The organism is Janthinobacterium sp. 344, from assembly GCF_900112025.1.
GTDB lineage: Bacteria > Pseudomonadota > Gammaproteobacteria > Burkholderiales > Burkholderiaceae_D > Janthinobacterium.
The window spans coordinates 379,411-399,224 of record NZ_FOKL01000001.1 but is presented as its reverse complement, the minus strand read 5'-3'; the positions used below and the strand labels follow the sequence as shown (position 1 = coordinate 399,224).

18 protein-coding genes are annotated in these 19,814 nt (G+C 63.5%); 9 read left to right on the top strand and 9 right to left on the bottom strand.

All coding sequences use genetic code 11. The features are described from left to right. The first annotated feature begins 62 nt into the window (after positions 1 to 62). On the top strand, positions 63 to 563 hold the full coding sequence (locus tag BM193_RS01780) for a chemotaxis protein CheW (RefSeq protein ID WP_092794913.1): 501 nt from the start codon (positions 63 to 65) through the stop codon (positions 561 to 563). Between the two features lie 37 nt (positions 564 to 600). Here BM193_RS01780 and BM193_RS01775 read toward each other — a convergent pair whose 3' ends face one another. The 7 genes from BM193_RS01775 to dapC form a co-directional block, all read right to left on the bottom strand. After that, entirely contained in the window at positions 601 to 2,595 is a 1,995-nt protein-coding gene (locus tag BM193_RS01775) for an ATP-binding cassette domain-containing protein (protein ID WP_092794910.1), read from the bottom strand. A gap of 55 nt (positions 2,596 to 2,650) precedes the next feature. Next, entirely contained in the window at positions 2,651 to 3,541 is an 891-nt protein-coding gene (prmB, locus tag BM193_RS01770) for a 50S ribosomal protein L3 N(5)-glutamine methyltransferase (protein ID WP_092794908.1), read from the bottom strand. A 56-nt stretch (positions 3,542 to 3,597) separates the two neighbouring features. Further along, positions 3,598 to 4,734 carry a succinyl-diaminopimelate desuccinylase gene (gene dapE / locus BM193_RS01765; RefSeq protein WP_092794905.1) on the bottom strand — a complete coding sequence of 379 codons (1,137 nt, stop codon included), beginning with the start codon at positions 4,732 to 4,734 and terminating at the stop codon, positions 3,598 to 3,600. A gap of 69 nt (positions 4,735 to 4,803) precedes the next feature. Then, positions 4,804 to 5,157 carry an ArsC family reductase gene (locus BM193_RS01760; protein ID WP_092794903.1) on the bottom strand — a complete coding sequence of 118 codons (354 nt, stop codon included), beginning with the start codon at positions 5,155 to 5,157 and terminating at the stop codon, positions 4,804 to 4,806. Positions 5,158 to 5,291: 134 nt separating this feature from the next. Beyond that, positions 5,292 to 6,839 (bottom strand): FAD-dependent oxidoreductase, encoded by a 1,548-nt coding sequence (locus BM193_RS01755; protein WP_092794899.1) that lies wholly within the window; start codon positions 6,837 to 6,839, stop codon positions 5,292 to 5,294. Between the two features lie 231 nt (positions 6,840 to 7,070). Beyond that, a complete protein-coding gene (dapD, locus tag BM193_RS01750; protein WP_070223998.1) occupies positions 7,071 to 7,898 on the bottom strand; it encodes a 2,3,4,5-tetrahydropyridine-2,6-dicarboxylate N-succinyltransferase in 828 nt (275 codons plus the stop codon). Between the two features lie 17 nt (positions 7,899 to 7,915). Further along, positions 7,916 to 9,145 carry a succinyldiaminopimelate transaminase gene (gene dapC / locus BM193_RS01745; RefSeq protein ID WP_092794896.1) on the bottom strand — a complete coding sequence of 410 codons (1,230 nt, stop codon included), beginning with the start codon at positions 9,143 to 9,145 and terminating at the stop codon, positions 7,916 to 7,918. A 234-nt stretch (positions 9,146 to 9,379) separates the two neighbouring features. On the opposite strand from dapC, the gene tsaB reads away from it, so the two are divergent. Genes tsaB through BM193_RS01725 form a run of 4 tightly spaced genes read left to right on the top strand, consistent with a single transcriptional unit; the run spans position 9,380 to position 12,426 of the window. Continuing rightward, positions 9,380 to 10,105 (top strand): tRNA (adenosine(37)-N6)-threonylcarbamoyltransferase complex dimerization subunit type 1 TsaB, encoded by a 726-nt coding sequence (tsaB, locus tag BM193_RS01740; protein WP_092794894.1) that lies wholly within the window; start codon positions 9,380 to 9,382, stop codon positions 10,103 to 10,105. Beyond that, the gene (gene rimI, locus BM193_RS01735; RefSeq protein ID WP_092794890.1) at positions 10,102 to 10,593 is read left to right on the top strand and encodes a ribosomal protein S18-alanine N-acetyltransferase; all 492 of its coding nucleotides are present in this window, start codon (positions 10,102 to 10,104) and stop codon (positions 10,591 to 10,593) included. Before tsaB ends, rimI begins: the two co-directional genes overlap by 4 nt. After that, positions 10,590 to 11,495 (top strand): uracil-DNA glycosylase, encoded by a 906-nt coding sequence (locus BM193_RS01730; RefSeq protein ID WP_092794888.1) that lies wholly within the window; start codon positions 10,590 to 10,592, stop codon positions 11,493 to 11,495. Before rimI ends, BM193_RS01730 begins: the two co-directional genes overlap by 4 nt. After that, positions 11,491 to 12,426, top strand: coding sequence for a DUF1853 family protein (locus BM193_RS01725; protein ID WP_092796951.1), 936 nt, complete (start codon positions 11,491 to 11,493; stop codon positions 12,424 to 12,426). Before BM193_RS01730 ends, BM193_RS01725 begins: the two co-directional genes overlap by 5 nt. A gap of 65 nt (positions 12,427 to 12,491) precedes the next feature. Here BM193_RS01725 and lplT read toward each other — a convergent pair whose 3' ends face one another. Beyond that, positions 12,492 to 13,754, bottom strand: coding sequence for a lysophospholipid transporter LplT (lplT, locus tag BM193_RS01720; protein WP_092794885.1), 1,263 nt, complete (start codon positions 13,752 to 13,754; stop codon positions 12,492 to 12,494). 247 nt (positions 13,755 to 14,001) lie between these two features. Here lplT and alr point away from each other — a divergent pair, with 247 nt between their 5' ends. From alr to fliD, 4 genes are all read left to right on the top strand, one after another. Continuing rightward, positions 14,002 to 15,093 (top strand): alanine racemase, encoded by a 1,092-nt coding sequence (alr, locus tag BM193_RS01715; RefSeq protein WP_092794883.1) that lies wholly within the window; start codon positions 14,002 to 14,004, stop codon positions 15,091 to 15,093. 80 nt (positions 15,094 to 15,173) lie between these two features. Next, positions 15,174 to 16,550 carry a DNA repair protein RadA gene (gene radA / locus BM193_RS01710; RefSeq protein ID WP_092794880.1) on the top strand — a complete coding sequence of 459 codons (1,377 nt, stop codon included), beginning with the start codon at positions 15,174 to 15,176 and terminating at the stop codon, positions 16,548 to 16,550. A 98-nt stretch (positions 16,551 to 16,648) separates the two neighbouring features. Beyond that, the gene (locus BM193_RS01705; protein WP_092794878.1) at positions 16,649 to 17,002 is read left to right on the top strand and encodes a PilZ domain-containing protein; all 354 of its coding nucleotides are present in this window, start codon (positions 16,649 to 16,651) and stop codon (positions 17,000 to 17,002) included. Positions 17,003 to 17,349: 347 nt separating this feature from the next. Further along, positions 17,350 to 18,735: a flagellar filament capping protein FliD gene (gene fliD / locus BM193_RS01700; protein WP_092794875.1), complete on the top strand. Its 1,386-nt coding sequence runs from the start codon at positions 17,350 to 17,352 to the stop codon at positions 18,733 to 18,735. A 222-nt stretch (positions 18,736 to 18,957) separates the two neighbouring features. Here the strand turns inward: fliD and BM193_RS01695 are convergent, their stop codons facing one another. Continuing rightward, a complete protein-coding gene (locus BM193_RS01695) occupies positions 18,958 to 19,758 on the bottom strand; it encodes an AraC family transcriptional regulator (protein WP_175533122.1) in 801 nt (266 codons plus the stop codon). Positions 19,759 to 19,814: the final 56 nt, after the last annotated feature.

Here is a 19,814-nt window from a genome sequence, read left to right as displayed (position 1 = left end):
CCAAAGTTGCATCGTTGCGCCACTGCGCATCCTGGCAGCGCTCACCGGATGAAAGGAACACCATGCAGCCCACGACACCGCCTGGCGCCGCAGGAACGGCGGAACCTGTCTCCGTGCAATATCCGACGCAGTACCTGAGCTTCCGGCTGGGGGGGCTCGAATATGGCCTCGATTACCGCTGCGTGCGCGAATTGCGTCCACTCAAGGAACTCGACCGCTTTTCCTCGGAAGGGGAAGTGCTGCACAGCGTGGCCGTCTCGCGCGGCATGATCATCCCCATCGTCGACATGCGCGCCGCGTTCGGCAGCGCCCGCGGCGCGCCCGATCCCTCCACCGACGTGATCATCCTGCAGTTGAGCAATGGCGTGATGGGCATGGTGGTCGACGGCATCACCGATATCGTCACCCTGGCGGACGGCGATATCGCCGCCGTGCCGGGCCTGGGCGAGGCCGAGGCCGACTATCTGCTGGGCCTGGGCAAGGTGGCCGGACGCCGGCTGATCCTCGTCGACATCGATCGCCTGATGGCGATCCGCAGCGCCAGTCCCATGCAGGCGGCCTAAAAAAAAGACGACCCGGAAGTCGTCTTTGTGTTGCGTGTTAAGCTAATTTTTCCAGCTGGTCCTGCAACTCCAGCCATTCCGCTTCCAGCTGCGCCAGGTCCTTGGTGAAGAAGGTCTGGTCGGCCAGCAATTGCTTCAGCTTGGCCTTGTTGGCCGCGTCATAGATGGTCGGCTCGCCCAGCTTGGCGTCCGTTTCCGCCTTTTGCGCGTTGCGCTTGGCGATCTGCTCTTCCTGGCGCTTGATCTTGTTTTCGATCGGCTTGCGCAGGGCGGCCGTTTTCTGGCGTTCTTCCGCTTCCTTGCGCTTGTCGCGCACGGGCGCGGCAGGGGCGGCGGCCGGTGCAGGGACGGACGACGTTACGGGGAAGTCCGTCTTGTTGGCCTTGCCGGCGGCCGGCAGCACATCGGTACCCTTGCCCAGCTTGGTCTTGAACAGCCAGTCCTTGTAGTCGTCCAGGTCGCCGTCGAACGGCTGCAGCTTGCCGTCGGCGACGATGATGAATTCGTCCGTGGTGGCGCGCAGCAAATGGCGATCATGGGACACGACGACCAGGGTGCCTTCGAACTGCGCCAGCGCTTCCGTCAGCGCTTCGCGCGTTTCCAGATCCAGGTGGTTGGTCGGTTCATCGAGCAGCAGCAAATTCGGACGCTGCCAGACGATCAGGGCCAGCGCCAGGCGGGCTTTTTCGCCGCCCGAGAACGGCGCGATCGAGCTGGTCACCATGTTGCCGGGGAAGTTGAAGCCGCCCAGGAAGTTGCGCAACTCCTGCTCGCGCGTGGTCGGCGCGATCTTCGACAGATGCCACAGCGGCGATTCGTCGTGGCGCAGCATTTCCACCTGGTGCTGGGCGAAGTAGCCGATGTTGAGGCCCTTGCCCAGGGTGGCGTCGCCCGTCAAAGGCATCAGTTCGCCCGCGATGGTCTTGATCAGGGTCGATTTGCCGGCGCCATTCTGGCCCAGCAAGCCGATGCGCTGGCCGATCTGCAGCGAAAACTTGATGCCGTTGACAATGGTCTTGTGCGTGATCTCGCCCGTCGCTTCGTTTTCGATCTTGTAGCCCGCGTCGACGTCTTCCATCACCAGCAGCGGATTCGGGGCCGACAGCGGCTCGCGGAATTCGAACGAGAATTCGGCGGCGGCGCGCAGCGGCGCCAGTTCTTCCATCTTCGCCAGCGCCTTCATGCGGCTTTGCGCCTGGCGGGCCTTCGAGGCTTGCGCCTTGAAGCGGTTGACGAACGATTCCAGGTGGGCGCGTTTGCGCTGCTGCTTTTCCAGCGCGCCGGCGGCCAGGATCATCTGCGCCGCGCGCTGGCGCTCGAAGCTCGAATAGTTGCCCGAATAACGCTTCAGCTTGCGCTCGTCGATGTGCACGACGACGTTGACCACTTCGTCGAGGAAGTCGCGGTCATGGGAAATGATCAATAAGGTGCCGGCGTAGCGTTTCAGCCAGTCTTCCAGCCAGATGATGGCGTCCAGGTCCAAATGGTTGGTCGGTTCATCGAGCAGCAGCAGGTCGGACGGGCACATCAGCGCTTGCGCCAGGTTCAAACGCATGCGCCAGCCGCCGGAGAAGCTGGCGACCGGTTGCTGCATCTGGTCCAGGGTAAAGCCCAGGCCCAGCAGCAACTGCTCGCCGCGCGACTGCACGGTATACGCGTCGGCGTCGGCCAGCGCGCTGTAGATCTCGCCGATGGCGATGCCGTTTTCCGACGTCGCCGGTTCCGCTTCCAGGCGCGCCAGTTCCGCTTCGAGTTTGCGCAGGGTCACGTCGCCGTCGATGGCGTAGTCGAGCGCGGCACGGTCCAGCGGCGGGGTTTCCTGCGCCACGTAAGCCACGCGCCATTTGGCGGGGAAATCGATCTCGCCCTGGTCAGGGTGCAATTCGCCACGCATCATGGCGAACAGGCTCGACTTGCCCGCGCCATTGGCGCCGATCAGGCCGATCTTGTCGCCCGGATTGAGGGTGACATCGACTTGTTCGAGCAACGGTTTGATGCCGCGCATCAGGCTTACTTGTAGGAAACGTATCATTTTTTTCTTTGTAGAGGCTGGGGTCAGACCCGGCGGGTCTGACCCCGGTAGTCAATTAGGCGAGCTTCAACTGCTCGGCCGTCAGCAGGAACACCATGTCGTCGCCGGCGCTGGTCGTCAGCCAGGTCAGGCCCAGCTCGCCGAAGGCCGCTTCCGCGTAGGCGCGTTCGTTGCCGATTTCAATCATCAGGATGCCGTCGTCCGTCAGGCGTTCGGCCGCGCCGGCGATGATCTTGCGTACCAGGTCCATGCCATCGCTGCCGCCGTCGAGGGCGATCTGCGGTTCGGCCAGGTATTCCTGGGGCAGGGCGCCCATCGAGGCGGAATTCACGTATGGCGGGTTGCTGATGATCAGGTCGTATTTCTTGGCCGGCACGTTGGCATACAGGTCCGACTCGATCAGGTGCACGCGGTCCTGCAGCTTGTAGGTGTCGACGTTGCGCTTGGCCACGGCCAGCGCGTCGGCGGAAATGTCCACGGCGTCGACGCTGGCGTTCGGGAAGGCGTCGGCCATCATGATCGATAGGCAGCCCGAGCCGGTGCACAGTTCCAGGATGTTTTCCACGGCGTCCGGTTCCGGCACCCATGGCGAGAAATATTCCGGGATCAGTTCGGCGATGAAGGAACGCGGCACGATCACGCGCTCGTCGACGTAGAAGTTGTACGTGCCCAGCCACGCTTCCTTGGTGATGTAGGCGGCCGGCACGCGGTCGATGCTGCGGCGGTCGATGACGGTCATCACGCTGGCCACTTCCGACGGCAGCAGCTTGGCGTCGAGGAAGGGTTCCAGGCGGTCGAGCGGCAATTTCAGGGTGTGCAGGACCAGGTAGGCGGCTTCATCGAACGCTTCGGCGCTGCCGTGGCCGAAAAACAGCTTGGCGGTGTTGAAACGGGTAACGGCGTAGCGCAGCAGGTCGCGTGGCGTGGAAAACGGGTTCGGGGTCATGGCATTCTCGAAAAGACGGTGTTCTGGCCCGCCGTGACGGGCCTCGGTATTCTGCTTCAGGCGGGCAGCAAATGCTCCAGCGTGCGCCGGTAAATATTCTTCAGGGGATCGATGTGGCGCAGTTCGATGTGCTCGTCGATCTTGTGAATACTGGCATTGGGCGGCCCGAATTCTATCACTTGGGGGCAGATTTGCGCGATAAACCGGCCATCCGAGGTGCCGCCCGTGGTCGACAGCTCCGTCGTGAGGCCCGTTTCTTCCAGGATGGCGGACGACAGCGCATCGGACAAGGTGCCGCGCGGCGTGAGGAAGGGCAGGCCGCTCAGGGTCCACTGCAAGTCGTACTGCAAGTCATGCTTGTCGAGGATGGCGTGCACCCGTTCCTGCAAGCCTTCGGCCGTGCTGGCCGTGGAAAAGCGGAAGTTAAAATCGATCACCATGTCGCCTGGAATGACGTTATTGGCGCCCGTGCCCGCGTTGATGTTGGACATTTGCCACGAGGTGGGCAGGTAATACTCGTTGCCCGCGTCCCATTTTTCCTCGACCAGGTCGGCCAGCGCCTGCGCCGCTTCGTGGATCGGGTTTTTCGCCAGGTGCGGGTAGGCGATATGGCCTTGCACGCCCTTGATCGTCAAGCGGCCCGACAGGGAACCGCGACGGCCATTCTTGATCATGTCGCCCAGCTGCGCGCTCGAGGTCGGCTCGCCGACGAGGCAATAGTCGATCTGCTCGCCGCGCGCCTGCAACTTGTCGCAGACGATGACGGTACCGTCCGTGGCAGGGCCTTCCTCGTCGCTGGTGATCAAAAAAGCAATGGAGCCCGTGTGCCCGGGCGTGGCGGCGATGAATTCCTCGCAGGCCACCACCATGGCGGCGATCGAGGTCTTCATGTCGGCCGCGCCACGGCCGTACAGCTTGCCGTCGCGTTGCGTGGGAATGAACGGTTCCGAGCGCCATTGCTCGACGGGGCCGGTCGGCACCACGTCCGTATGGCCGGCGAAGACGAACACGGGCGAGGTGGTGCCGCGGCGTGCCCACAGATTGGTGACGTCGTTCGACTGGATCGTCTCGCAGACGAAGCCCAGCGGCGTCAGGATGTCGATCAGGTGCTGCTGGCAGCCCTTGTCGTCGGGCGTGACCGAGGACAGGGCGATCAGTTTTTCGGTCAGGGCGAGGGTTTTGGAGGTGGTCATGGTGTGGAGCGGGGTCGTACCCTTGGGACTCGGCGTCCCCGTACGACCCCGGCTTTGCAGGTGTCGGGTTTAAACTGAAAAAATGCTCTTGTACTGGGCATCGGAAAACGCCACGCTATACTTTCCATCCTTGTCCAGCACGGGTCGCTTGATGATGGATGGGTTTTCCAGCATCAGGTCCAGCGCGCTGGCCGCATCCACGATGGACGCCTTGCGCTCGTCGGACAGGGCGCGCCAGGTCGTGCCTTTCTTGTTGACCAGCACATCCCACGGCAATTGCCGCAGCCACGCCTCGACGGTGGCGCGTTCCAGGCCCTGCTTCTTGAAGTCGTGGAAGGTGAAATCGAGCTGCTGCGCGGCCAGCCAGGTGCGGGCCTTTTTGACGGTATCGCAATTCGGGATACCGTAGAGTGTAATGGTCATAGTGGTCGGGCTAACGGGGAATGAATGCGGTTCGCTTGAGCGCGGCGCTTGCGCCGGCACGATATGCGATGGTAGCCGCCATTATACAGTCGATGCGCAGCCGATGCGGCAGTGCAACACGGCCCCGTATTCCCCTACACCGGCCGGGGCGCCGTCTTGCCCATCTCTTGCGGGCCAAAATGCAGGCCCAGCCGCAAGGCCAGGGCGCGCAGGGCGCCGCTTTCCTGCAGGTGCAGGGCCAGCGCGATGTGGCCGTCGGGACGCACGAGATAGGCCGCGTCGCGGCCCAGTCCGGCCAGCTTGGCGGCGACGTTGAAGGTGTAGCAATGCACGGGCAGTTTCAGCACGCGCGCTTCGTCCAGCAGCTCGGGCGCCGCTTCGCCATAGATGTGCAATTGCCAATCCATGCTGCGCAGGGCGATAAAATTGTCTTGCGTGCCGTCCGAGAACCACGGCAGGCGGTCGCCGCCGCGCAAGTGTTCCGCGTAGCCTGCGGACAGGGCGCTGTCCTCGTACTTGATCTGGATTTGCGACACGGTCTGGAACAGCAGGCGGCGCGCCCGTTCGAAGCCGGACAGGAAGGGCAGCGCGCGCGGCACCAGCCAGCGGCGCAGGAATTGCCCGGCCATCCCTTGCGCGACGATGGCCTGGAAGGCGCGGTCGGTGGTGGCGACGAGCTTGCGGGCGAACACGATGCGTTCGCTTTCATACGTGTCGAGCAGGGCGTCGTTGCTTTGTCCGCGCAGCTTTTGCGCCAGTTTCCAGGCCAGGTTGACGGCGTCGCCCAGGCCCGTGTTCATGCCCTGGCCGCCAACCGGGCTGTGCAGGTGGGCCGCGTCGCCGAGAATGAAGCAGCGCCGCTCGCGGAATTGCCCCGCCACCCGGTGGTGCACCTTATAGGTGGAAAACCAGTTCACGTGCTCGACCTGGATGCCCAGCAGGCTTTCCACCTCGCCGCGCACATCGTCAAAGACGGGCGCGGGCGCGCCATCGGGACGGTCGGGCAGGATGCCGATCAGGCGCTGCATGCCGCTGGTGCGCACGGGCAACATCAGCGCAAACGCGTTCGCGCCCAGGTGCGCGTGCAAATCCGTGTTGCTGCCGGCGACCTTGGCATCGGCCACGTAGTACAGGTGGTCGTAGGTGCCGCCGGAAAAGTCAAAGCCGGCGATCTCGCGCACCTTGCTGCGGGCACCGTCGCAGCCGCAAATATAGTCATAGGTACAATATTGACGTTCGCCATCCTTGAGCAGAATGGCTTGCACTTCGCTATCGTCCTGCGTCCATAGGTCCAGCGTGACGTTCCATTCCACGTGCACGCCGGCGGCCGCCAGCTTGCTGATGAGGAAGCGTTCATGCTCGTCCTGCGGCAGGCTCAGCACGAAAGGGTAGGGGCTCAGGCCTTCGCCGATCTCGCCCAGCGGCAGCTTCACCAGTTCCTCGCCGCCCTCGTGGATGTGCATGGCGTTGATCTTGATGCCCAACTGCACCAGCTCGTCGGCAAAACCCAGCTGCTGGTAAAACTCCAGGGTGCGCGCATGCACGGCCATGGCCCGCGACGCCTGCCCGGGGCCGCTGTTTTTATCGATGATGCGGCAATCGACGCCATGGCGCGCCAGGCGCAGGGCAAGCATGAGGCCGGTAGGCCCGGCGCCGACGATCAAGACGGGAGGAGTATTCATGCCATCCAGTATAGGACAGGATGGGAGGGGACAGCGCGACGATTGAAGTTGCGTTCTGGAAATGAAAATGTCCCGCCGGATGGCAGGACATGATTTTTTCGTGCGTCACGACGCCTCTGCAAACCGTAGCTAGCACGCTCAATATCGGGTCGAGTCGCGGAACTGTACAGTTAGTACAGTGAGCAACGGAAACCCGATAGTGGGCAGCGCAGCAGGTTTACAGAAGTGTCATCAAATGCCGCGCAAGAGTTCGTTGATGCCCGTCTTGGCACGGGTCTTGGCATCCACGCGCTTGACGATCACGGCGCAGTACAGCGAGTACTTGCCGTCTTCCGAAGGCAGGTTGCCCGAGACCACGACGGAGCCGGCCGGCACGCGGCCATACGTCACTTCGCCCGTGGCGCGGTCGTAGATCTTGGTCGACTGGCCGATGTACACGCCCATCGAGATGACCGAGTTTTCCTCGACGATCACGCCTTCGACGATTTCCGAACGGGCGCCGATGAAGCAGTTGTCTTCGATGATGGTCGGGTTCGCTTGCATCGGTTCCAGCACGCCGCCGATGCCGACGCCGCCGGACAGGTGGACGTTCTTGCCGATCTGCGCGCAGGAACCGACGGTGGCCCAGGTGTCGACCATGGCGCCTTCATCGACGTAGGCGCCGATGTTGACGTAGGACGGCATCAGCACGACGTTCTTGGCGATGAAGCTGCCGCGGCGGGCAACGGCGGGCGGCACCACGCGGAAGCCGCCCTTGGCGAAGTCTTCTGCCGTGTAGTTGGCGAACTTGGTCGGCACCTTGTCGTAGAACTGCATCGTGCCATCCGATGGCAGGACGACGTTGTCTTCCAGGCGGAACGACAGCAGCACGGCTTTCTTGACCCACTGGTTGACGACCCAGTCGCCCGAGGTCTTTTCCGCCACGCGGATGCTGCCGTTGTCCAGGCCATTGATGACGTGGGAGACGGCGTCGCGCAGTTCGGCCGTGCCGTTGCGCGGATTGATCTCGGCGCGGTTTTCCCAGGCCTGGTCGATGATGGTTTGCAGTTGTTGGCTCATGATGATGTCTTATTCATTTAGTTGGTTGATGCGGATGCGGAAAGCTGCTGGCAGAATTTTACTATGCGCAACGCCGCTTCCAGCCCTTCGGCCGTCTCGGCCACGAGGGCCATGCGGATGCGGTTGCGGCCCGGATTGATGCCGTGCGCGTCGCGCGCCAGGTAGCTGCCAGGCAAGACCGTGACATTATATTCGGCGTACAGGCGTTGCGCGAATTCGGTGTCGGACAGTCCCGTGCGGCTGACGTCGGCCCACAGGTAGAAGCCGGCGTCCGGCAATTGCACGTCCATCACCGCTTGCAGCAGCGGCGTGATGGCGTCGAACTTGGCGCGGTACTTGGCGCGATTTTCCTCGACATGGGTTTCGTCGTTCCAGGCCGCGACGGAGGCCGCCTGCACGGCAGGGCTCATGGCGCCGCCGTGGTAGGTTCGGTAGAGCAGGAATTTTTTCAGCACTTCGGCGTCGCCGGCGACGAAGCCCGAGCGCATGCCCGGCACGTTCGAGCGCTTCGACAGGCTGGAAAACACCACCAGGCGCGCATACGGGCGCTCGACCGTGGACAGGCCCAGCATGTGCGCCGCCTGCAGCGCGCCCAGCGGTGGCGTATCGCCGTGGTAGATCTCGGAATAGCACTCGTCGGCGGCGATGACGAAGTCATAACGCTCGGACAGGGCGAACAAATGTTCCCAGTCCGTCAGGGTCAGCACGGCGCCCGTCGGGTTGCCGGGCGAACAGAGGAACAGCAGTTTCACTTTTTCCCACACGGAGGCGGGCACGCTGTCGTAGTCGCAGCCGAAATTGCGCGTGGGGTCGGAGTTGACGAAATACGGTTCGGCGCCGGCCAGGTAGGCCGCGCCTTCATAGATCTGGTAGAACGGATTCGGGCTGATCACCAGCGAGCCGGCCGATGGATCGATCACCGTTTGCGCCAGCGCAAACAACGCTTCGCGCGACCCGTTCACGGGCAGGATCTGCGTGGCAGGATTGAGCTTGGGGATGCCGTAGCGGCGCTCCAGCCAGCCGGCGATGGCGCCGCGCAGGGCTTCCGAGCCGATGGTGGTCGGATAGCTGGCCAGGCCGTGGATATTGTCGACCAGCGCCTGCTCGATGAAGGCCGGCGTCGGATGCTTGGGTTCGCCCATGCCCAGGCTGATGGGCGTGTAATCGGGATTGACCGTCACGCCAGCAAACAGCTGGCGCAGCTTTTCAAACGGGTATGGTTGCAGTTTAGCAAGAAGTGGATTCACGGAACGGACCAGGGCAAGAGTGGGGTGAAAGTGTCGCGGATCGGTTGCCAGGCGTGGCCAGACGTGGCGCAATGACGCAGGTCAAACAATCGGCGTAGCCTTTTATTATAGCCGTCCTCGCGCATGGACTGTGCAAGCGGCCGGCGGCCGGTATCGCTTGCCGGCCCCTCTGGCGTGCCACGGCCTGCCGCGCCGGGGAGTGCCGCACTGTGGCGCGGCAGGGTAAAATACGCTATGTCTACCTTACTTCCCACCCTGCTTGCTATTGAAACCTCGTCCGAACTCGCCTCTTGCGCCTTGTTGCGCGGCGACGCCGTCCTGTCCCGCGCCTCGTCGGGCGTGCGCACCCACTCCCAGTCGATCCTGCCCATGGTGCAGGAATTGCTGGCCGAAGCGGGCGTGACCCTGGCCGACGTCGACGCCATCGCCTACGGCTCCGGCCCCGGCTCGTTTACGGGCGTGCGCACGGCCTGCGGCATCGCGCAAGGCCTGGCCTACGGCGCCAGGCTGCCCGTCGTGCCCGTCGTGACCCTCGACGCCATGGCGCTGGCCTGCCACCAGGCCCACGGCGCGCAGCGCATCGTGACCGTGCTCGACGCGCGCATGGGCGAGGTGTACTGGGCGCAATACGACTACCAAAATGGCTTGCAGGCCGTCCTGCCGCCGGCCCTGAGCGCGCCCGCCGGCGTGGCGCCGCAAGGCGAAGTTATGGGCTGCGGCAACGGTTTTAGTGCCTATGCCGAAGCGCTGGCCGCGCTGCCGTGCGCCGCCACGGCCGATGCCGCCATCATGCCGCATGCCGTGCAGGTGGCGCAGCTGGCGCGCATCGCCTTTGCGGCCGGCCAGTGCGTGACGGCGGCCGAGGCGCAGCCTTTGTATTTGCGCAACAAGATCGCCTATACCACTGCCGAGCGCCTCGACATGCAACGGGCCAAGGCCGCAGCGGAGTCCGTGCAATGAGCGTGGCGGGCCAGGACAATGCCGCCGGCTGGGACTTGCTGCGCCTCGACTATCAGCCGATGCGGGAAGCGGACCTGATTGAGGTGCTGGCGCTGGAACAGCGCGTGTATCCGCATCCCTGGACGCATGGCAACTTCGTCGATTCGCTCAAGAGCGGCTACCCGGCCTGGGTCTTGCGCGACGTGGACGGCACCTTGCTCGGTTACTTTTTGCTGATGCTGGTCGTCGACGAGGCGCACCTGCTCAACGTGGCCGTCGACGGCGCCATCCAGGGCCAGGGACTGGGCCGCTTCCTGCTGAACCAGTCCTGCGCCTGCGCGCGCCAGCTGGGCATGGAATCGATGCTGCTGGAAGTGCGCCCGTCGAACGTGCGCGCGCTCGATATTTACCAGCGTTATGGATTTGAACAGATCGGCCGGCGCAAGGGATATTATCCGGCCGCCGATTCGCAACGTGAGGACGCCATCGTGATGCGTTATACCTTATGAGCCGCAGCGCCGTTTTCCTCGATGAAATGGGCGTGGGGCCGCTGTGGCGCCTGCGTCAGGGTGGTGCGGCCGAGGCCGTTGAAGCCCTCGAAGTCGAGCCGGTCCAGCCTGTGGAGCTTGAGGCCGCCGCCGCTGCGCCGGTCGCGGTGCCCGCACCTGCCTCCGCCCCCGTGCCGGACGTTGTTGTTGAACTGAACGCCGTCGAAGTTGCGGCGCCCATCGCCGTTGCCAAGGCGCCGGAAGCGGCGCCAATCCCCGCCGCCGCGTCCGACGACACGGCCTGGTTCGACGACGCGCCCGCGCCGCCGCCCGCCAAACAGCTCAGCGACGCCGATATCGCCGCCCTCGACTGGGATGGCCTGGCGGCGGCCGTGGCGAAATGCGCGCGCTGCGACTTGTGCAAGACGCGCAAGGGCGTCGTCATGGGCCGTGGCGACCGCCAGGGCGCCTGGCTGATGCTGGCCAGCAGCCCGTCGCGCCTGGAAGAGCGGGAAGGGCGCGCCTTGCCGGGCGAGCAGGGCCAGTTGCTCGACAATATGCTGAAAGCCATCGATGTCGATGCGGCAAGCGATGTGTATATCACCCACCTGCTGAAATGCCGTCCGCTCGACGAGGCGGGTCAGGAACGCTTGCCCACCGAAGCGGAATCGGCCGCCTGCCGCCCGTACTTTGACCGCGAACTGGCCCTGCTGCAGCCGCGCACCATCGTCACCTTGGGTTCGATGGCCGCCGCCGGCATCCATCCGGGCGAGAAACCCGTACGGGGCACCGTGCGCCAGCTGGGCAATGCCTCGCTGATCGCCACCTTCCATCCGGAAATGTTGTTGCAGGACCAGACGGGCAAGGCCAAGGCGCGCGCCTGGGCTGATTTGTGCCTGGCGAAAAGCGCGCACGGTGATTGAGACGGCCGTCGCTACCTTCCAGGCCCGCTTCGAACGCCGCTGGGGGCATTTGACGCACCCCCGCGTGCGGGCGCTGGCCTGGCTGCTCGATTCGCCCGACTTGCTGGACCCTGCGAGTGCCCACTGGGGCGGGCGCATCGCCAGCTTGCCTTGCGTCACGCCTGCCGTGGCGGCGTGGCTGGACTCGTTGCAGCTTGACCCGTCGCCGCTGGACCTGGCCCTGGGGCCCAAATTCTATTCCCGCCTGGGCCTGTACGCTGAAAAGCTGCTGGCCTTTTATTTTGAGCAGCAGGGCTTGCTGCAAGCGCACGGCCTGCAAGTGCAGGTCAACCGCAACGACACGGTGGGCGAGTTCGATTTCCTGTTGCGCGACGAGCGTGAGTTGTTGCACTGGGAATTCGCCACCAAGTTTTACCTGCTGGAAGGGGCGCCCGATCCCGGCCACTTCCACCACTTGATCGGCCCCAACCTGGCCGACACCCTGGGCTTGAAGATGCGCAAGATTCTCGACAAGCAACTGGCCCTGTCGCGCCACCCGGCCGCGCAAAGCCTGCTGGCGCAGCCCGTGCGCGCGGCGCAGGCCTTGATCAAGGGCTGGCTGTTTTATGCCCTCGGCACCGCGCCCGGCATGGACGGCATTTCCCAAGAACATGGACACGGTTTCTGGTGCACGCCTGCGCAATTGCCTGCGCAGCGCTATGTCGTGCTGCCGCGCCTGCAATGGCTGGCACCGTACAAGGGACGCGAGGCGCAGGTGCTGGATGCCGATGCCTTGCGCGCGCAGTTATTTGATCTGGCGCAACCGGTGCTCGTCGCATCGGTGGACAATATCGAAGGCTGGGAAGTGGAGCGCACGCGCGGGTTTGTCGTGCCGCCTGACTGGACGGAGCAGGCTGCCGCGCGGCGGCTGGCTGGTGTGTTGCCGATTTAAGACTCTGAACCCAAAACGAAATCCGGGGTCAGACTTTAAAGTCTGACCCCAGTCCTTGCTTGGGGTTAGTGTTTTTGCTCGCCAATCAGCGACAGATTGTCGTGCTCGGCCTGGTTCAGCTTGTGCTTGCGCATGATGGCGAACATGGTGCCGGCGACGAACAGGCCGAACAGGGTGATGATGATGTTCAGCGGCAGGTGCAAGCGGATCATGATGGAATACACGGCCAGCATGGTGAGAATCGACAGGTTCTCATTGAAATTCTGCACGGCGATGGAGTGGCCCGCGCTCATCAGCACGTGGCCGCGGTGTTGTAGCAGGGCATTCATCGGCACGACGAAGAAGCCGGACAGGGCGCCGATCAATATCAGCAGCGGGTAGGCGATCCACACGGAATGCACTTGCGTCATCATCATGACGATCACGCCCATGGCGATGCCCAGCGGAATGACGGTCAGCGATTTGCGCAGCGGAATGAAGCGGGCTGACAGCACGGCGCCGGCGGCCACGCCGATGGCGACCACGCCCACCAGGCTGGTGGCCTTGTCGAACGGCATGTTCAACGATTGCTTGGCCCATTCCAGCACGATCAGCTGCAAGGTGGCGCCGGCGCCCCAGAACAGGGTCGTCACGGCCAGGGTGATCTGGCCCAGCTTGTCTTTCCACAGGATGGAATAGCAATTGGCAAAATCGGAAATCAGTTTGATAGGATTGCGTTCCTGGTGCGGATACACGCAGCCCGTGTCGGGAATCTTCAGGTTGGCCAGCGTGGCCAGGGCATAGATGCCGACCACCACGCACAGTGCCGCTTCCGTCTTGCTGGTGATGCCCGTGTCGATCAGGGGAATGTCGATGGACAGCAGCATGTCGGACACGTGGCCGCTGACGAGCGCGCCGCCCATGACGGTGCCGAGGATGATGGACGTGACGGTCAAGCCTTCGATCCAGCCATTCGCCGCCACCAGTTTTTCCGGCGGCAGCAATTCCGTCAGGATGCCGTACTTGGCGGGCGAATACACGGCCGCGCCAAAACCGACGACGGCGTAGGCCAGCAGCGGATGCACGTGGAAGAAGACGAGGGCGCAGCCGAAGATCTTGACCATGTTGGCGATGAACATGACCTTGCCTTTTGGCAGCGCATCGGCGAAGGCGCCGACAAACGCGGCCAACAGCACGTAGAACAGCACGAACGACAGTTTAAGCAGCGGCGTGATCCACGCCGGGGATTTCATGGACACCAATAAATCGACGGCGACAAAAAAGAGGGCGTTATCTGCCAGCGAGGAAAAGAACTGCGCCGCCATGATGGTATAAAAACCACGATTCATTCTGGAATGCCTGAAATCATATCTGGCTTGCTTTATACCACGAAAAAACGGCAAACCCCAAGTTTGGACGGGGCTGCTTTGCATCCTCTTGCCTAAGCGGAGCTTAATTTTTCTGCCGTAGAAAAATACACATACATGTGAACATTTTATAAATGCTGTCATGTGTACACGATCGTGCGCGCCTGCCGTGTCCGCGACCTGTGCATCCGGTAAAATACGGCTTTCCCACTCGCCGTGAAGCACGCTTATGCCCAGGCCACTCATCGCCAGCATCCATCTCGATGCCATGCAACATAATCTGGCGCGTGCCCGCGCCTGCGCGCGCGGCGCCAGGGTGTGGGCCGTCGTCAAGGCGAACGCGTATGGCCATGGCCTGGAACGGGCCATGCGCGGCTTTGCCGCGGCCGATGGCCTGGCGCTGGTCGAAGTCGATTACGCCGTGCGCTTGCGCGAACTGGGCTGGACCAAGCCCATCTTGCTGCTGGAAGGTTTTTTCGACGCCAGCGATTTGCCCGTCATGGCGCACTATGGCTTGAACGGCAGCGTGCATTGCGAAGAGCAGATCGCCATGCTGGCGGCGGCGCGCCTGCCGCACGCCATCGATGTGCACCTCAAAATGAATACGGGCATGAACCGCCTGGGCTTCACGCCGCACGCCGTGGCCGGCGCCTATGCGCGCCTGCGCGCCATGCCGCATATCGGCACCATCACCCTGATGACGCATTTCGCCAATGCCGACGAGGCGGCGCCCACGCGCCTGCCCCTGGCGCAGCAGATGCTGCGCTTCGAGGCCGGCGCCGCCAGCATCGGCACGCCGTTGCCGCGCAGCCTGTGCAATTCGGCCGGCTTGCTGCTGCACCACCTCGACAGCGACTGGGTGCGGCCCGGCATCATGCTGTACGGCGGCACGCCCAGCGGCGCGCCGGGCGGCACCTCGGCGCAGGCATTCGATTTGCTGCCCAGCATGACCTTGCGCAGCCAGATTATCGGCATCCAGGATATCGCCGCCGGCGAGGTGGTCGGCTACGGCAGCCGCTACGAAGCGGCCGGCAATATCAAGGTGGGCGTGGTGGCCTGCGGCTACGCGGACGGCTATCCGCGCCACGCCCCCGAAGGCACGCCCGTGCTGGTCGACGGCGTGCGCACGGGGCTGATCGGCCGGGTGTCGATGGACATGCTGATGGTCGACCTGACCCACGTGCCCAACGCCAGAGTCGGCAGCGCTGTCACCTTGTGGGGGCGGGGCATGCCGATCGACGAGGTGGCGCTGGCCGCCGGCACCATCGGCTACGAGCTGATGTGCGCACTGGCGCCGCGCGTGCCCGTGATCGAGGCGTGACCTTGCCGCCTTGTTTGTATATACTGTGAATCTACTGTATATATAAACAGCATTTTCATTTTACCCGGGCAAAGTACACCATGGCAAAAGTCAAGACCATCTACACCTGCAGCGATTGCGGCGCCGTCAGCAACAAATGGATGGGGCAGTGCACCTCGTGCAACCAGTGGAATACCATGGTGGAAACCCTGCCCGAGACGGGCGGCAACAACCGCTATTCGAATCCGCAGCACATGTCGCTGGCGCAGACGGCGCCCGTGCTGTCGCTCGACGATATCGACGCCATCGACGTGCCCCGCTTCGGCACGGGCATCGAGGAATTCGACCGCGTGCTGGGCGGCGGCATGGTGGCGGGCGGCGTCGTGCTGATCGGCGGCGACCCCGGCATCGGCAAGTCGACCCTGCTGCTACAGGCGCTGGCGAACATGTCGCACCACAAGCGCGTGCTGTATGTGAGCGGCGAGGAGTCGGGCGCGCAGATCGCCCTGCGCGCCAAGCGCCTCGTCATCGACGCCAAGGAACTCAAATTGCAGGCCGAGATCCAGCTGGAAAAGATCCTCGCCACCCTGGCCGATTTAAAACCGGAAGTGGTGGTGATCGACTCGATCCAGACCGTGTATTCGGACGCCCTCAGCTCGGCGCCCGGTTCCGTGGCGCAGGTGCGCGAATGCGCGGCCCAGCTCACGCGCGCGGCCAAGCAGACGGGCGTGACCATCATTCTGGTGGGCCACGTGACGAAAGAGGGCGCGCTGGCCGGTCCCCGCGTGCTCGAGCACATCGTCGACACGGTGCTGTATTTCGAAGGCGACGCCCATTCCAGTTTCCGCCTGGTGCGCGCCATCAAGAACCGTTTCGGCGCCGTCAATGAACTGGGCGTGTTCGCCATGACGGAAAAGGGCTTGAAGGGCGTGTCGAATCCGTCCGCCCTGTTCCTGTCGCAGCACGACAATCAGGTGCCAGGCTCGTGCGTGATGGTGACGCAGGAGGGCACGCGGCCCTTGCTGGTGGAAATCCAGGCGCTGGTCGATACCAGCCACCTGCCCAATGCGCGCCGGCTGTCCGTCGGCCTGGAGCAAAACCGCCTGGCCATGTTGCTGGCCGTGGCGCACCGGCATGCGGGCATCGCCGCCTTCGACCAGGACGTCTTCATCAACGCCGTCGGCGGCGTCAAAATTACGGAACCGGCGGCCGACCTGGCGGTCTTGCTGGCGATTAACTCGTCGATGCGCAACAAGCCGCTGCCACGGGGACTGGTGGTGTTTGGCGAAGTGGGCCTGGCCGGTGAAATCCGTCCCGCGCCACGGGGCCAGGAGCGCCTGCGCGAAGCGGCCAAGCTGGGCTTTACCCTGGCCGTGGTGCCCAAGTCCAACTTGCCCAAGCAAGTCATCGAAGGCCTCAAGGTCATCGGCGTGGAGCGCATCGACGAAGCGTTCAACAAATTGCGCGACCTGGAGTAAGAGTTGGTATGGTTTAAATGCCAAGTTTGAGACAAGTCAAACAAAATTTCCGTTTGGAACTATAATATTTGTCCGATGAATTCGCCTGGTGAATTCGCATGGACAATGAATCGATAGAGAAGCGGAATACAGTGTCAGTAGAGCAAAGGCAGGGCGCACGCAAGATATTGCGTGCCAAGGCAATGTTGGTGATGGATGGCGCGGGACCGGTGGCGGCGCGCACCCTCGATGTGGGACCGGGCGGCATGTCCGCCGTGATCGCTGATCCGGTGCCGGCAGGCAAGCAGGGCAAGGTGCTGTTCGAGCTGTTTTATGATGGCAAGGCGCATATCATTGAAGCGCGCACGTCCGTGTCGCACTGCATTTTCAGCAGCGCCGGCTTCAAGGTGGGGCTGACGTTCATGAACGTGGACATGGCCGTCAGCAGCGCCATCTCGAAGTTTATGCGCTAAGGGTGCGCTAAGGGGGCCTGGAAACCGCCATGGCGTCCTTGTCTTGACCCTTGTCCCTTGTCCCTTGCCCCGGCGCCACGGTGCCGGAAGGGCTGGCTTCGGCAAGGCGCCTGGCCATGCTCCTGGTTCAAGCGCTGTTGAAATGCGCTAAAATGGTGCAAACACATTAGCACGGCGGTAAACATGGCTCTGCTCACTGTTTTGATCTTTTAGCCATGCTGCATAATTGTCAATCAGTGGAGACGACGCTGCCGCGCCTTGCGCGCTTGCCGCCTCATCTCTTGTAGACGCGGCGCACGGTCAAGCCTGATCCGTGGGCGCACACCCTCACCGGATGAAAAGCCACCATGTTTAATTCGACCATCAACAGCAGGGCCTTTACCAACAACACGCAGCAGACCACGCAGGGCAATGTTTCGGCCGACGTGTATGCCAAGGTCGAGCGCCAGATGCAGTCGCAGAACACGGGCGTGGTCAAGCTCAACGCCAGCCTGGCGCGCGACCAGGCCAAATTCTCGGGCCTGGGCCAGCTGCAATCGGCGCTGGCGAAATTCCAGACCGTGGCCAAGAACATGGCCGGCAGCGGTCTGGCCACCTCGGCCACGCCCAGCGCCAAGGATGTGCTCAGCGCCACCACCACCGACAAGGCCGCCAGCGGCAGTTACGAACTGAACGTCAAGCAACTGGCGCAGGGGCAGACGCTGCAGAGCGGCGCGCAGAAATCGTCGAGCGCGGCGATCGGCACGGGCGCGCCGGCGCTCGTCAAGATCGAGGTGGGCACGGCCGATGGCAAGCAATTTACGGCGGGCAGCGGCAAGATCATCTCGCTGACCATCGACAGCAGCAACAATAGCCTGGATGGCATCGCCGCCGCGCTGAAACAGCAGGGCATCGACGCGAGCGTGGTCAAAGGCCCCGATGGCTATTCGCTGGCCCTGAACGGCAAGAGCGGCGCCGACAGCAGCATGCGCATCAGCGTGTCCGGCGACGCGGCCGTCAGCAATCTGCTGGCGTATGCGCCGGGCGCGGGCAAGGGCATGCAGCAGACGGCGGCCGCGCAAGATGCCCTGCTGACCGTCGACGGCAAGGACATCAAGAGCGCCAGCAATACCCTGACGACGGCCATCGAGGGCGCCACCATCGAATTGAAGAAAAAGGGCACGACCGACCTGGTCATCGCCAAGGACAGCAGCCAGATCGCCAGCAACGTGGCCAGCTTCGTCACGGCCTACAACGACCTCAATGCCAAATTGCAGAGCCTGCAGCAGGGCGACTTGAAATCGGATACGGCCCTGGGCCAGGTGCGTTCGCAGATGGAACAGGTGTTGCGCACGGCCAGCACGGGCGTGCCGGCCTCCGTCCTCGGCAGTGCGGGCGTGACCCTGGGCAAGAGCGGCGAGCTGGTACTGGACGAGAAAAAACTCAAGGCCGCCATCGACGCCGATCCCGATGCCGTCAGCAAGCTGTTTACCAATAACGGCAAGGGCGTGGCGGACCAGTTCGCCAGCAAGATCGGCGAGCTGATGGGCGAGACGAGCATCATCCGCAAGGAAGTGCAGACGGTCGGCAAGGACATCACCACCCTGACCAACAAGAAAGCCGTGCTGGCCAAGGCCCTCACGGCGCAGGCACAGGCGCTGGTGAAAGCGTATTCGGCGCAGGAACAGATGGGTACGAATTCGGCCTTGCCGGGGTATACCGGCAAGAATTCCCTCTTCGACTTCATGGCCTAAGGGCGCACCGCTAAAGCGCCCATGGCCGCGTTGCACCGCCTTGCCGTACTGGCGTACTGTTTGCGGCGCTGCGCCTTGCCCTGAGCGCCGTATCGGTGCGCTTTCCAGTTGAGCGCACCGCTAAAGCGCCCATGGCCGCGTTGCACCGCCTTGCCGTACTGGCGTACTGTCTGCGGCGCTGCGCCTTGCCCTGAGCGCTGTATCGGCGCGCTTTGCCGTTGCTTACATTCTGTTGCCCTGCGCGAAAAATGCCGAGGGCGAACTGCCGAAGGTCTTCTTGAACATGGCGGAAAAGGCCGACTGGCTGGCGTAGCCCAGTTCTTCGGCCACCTGCGACAGCGGCACGCCGCGCGCGATCATGGGCGCCGCGTGGGCCAGGCGCACCTGCTGGCGCCACTGGCCAAAACTCATGCCCAATTCCCGTTCGAACAGCCGCGCCAGGGTCCGCTCCGAGGCGCCGGCCATTTGCGCCCAGTGTTCCAGGGTCAGGTTCGAGCCGGGCTTGTCGATCAGGCTGTCGCACAGGCTTTTCAGGCGCTTGTCGCCAGGCAAGGGAACGCGGATGGGGCGCGTGGCCGAGCGTTTCAATTCATCGAGGATCAGCTCGGCCAGCAGCGCCTCGCGCGCCGGCTCCTGCCCTGGATCGAGCTGTTCCAGCGCCATGATCAGCTGGCGCAGCAGTCCCGACACTTCCAGCACCTTGCAGTCGCGGCCCGTGAATGGCGCGCGGGCGGCATGGATGCACAGGGGGCGCAAGCGGGTTTTTTCCAGTATCGTGACGGCATGCTCCACGTTCGGCGCGATCCAGATGGCGCGCATGGGCGGCAATACCCAGCTGCTGTTGTTGGCGGTGATGCGCAGCACGCCTTCGAGGGCCATCGTGACCTGGCCCCATGGATGCGTGTGCGGCAAGAGAAATTCATCGGGTTGCAGGTCGCGCGCGATCATGGTCACGGGAATGGAGGCGCTGGGCGCTTCCCGTGGCGGACACATGCGGGTATGGTGGAGGATAGGTACACCCATCAGCTTGGCCTTAATTCGATAAATTATGTCGTTCTGTCGGAAAACAGACGATGGTA